The organism is Acinetobacter calcoaceticus, from assembly GCF_051947995.1.
GTDB lineage: Bacteria > Pseudomonadota > Gammaproteobacteria > Pseudomonadales > Moraxellaceae > Acinetobacter.
Map to the genome: position 1 here is coordinate 1 of NZ_JBLVVH010000042.1, position 248 is coordinate 248.

At 62.5% G+C, this 248-nt stretch carries 1 protein-coding gene; it reads left to right on the forward strand.

The genetic code is table 11. The features are described from left to right. On the forward strand, nucleotides 1–248 hold a 248-nt coding region (locus ACNQO6_RS18480), incomplete at both ends, for a carbohydrate porin (RefSeq protein WP_440209918.1).

Genomic DNA, 248 nt, shown 5'->3' on the forward strand with positions numbered 1-248 from the left:
CTTCGCACAACGGCGATGCCTCGCGCGGGTTGAGCCTGTTCGCCAACCTGACGGTCCACGACAAGGCGACCAACGTGGTGGACAACTACCAGCAGCTCGGGGTGGTCTACAAGGGTCCGTTCGACGCGCGGCCGAAGGACGACATCGGCCTGGGCATCGCGCGCATCCATGTCAATGACGATGTGAAGAAGCGCCAGCGCCTGGTGAACCAGGTGAACGGCATCGACGATTACGACAACCCGCTGTAC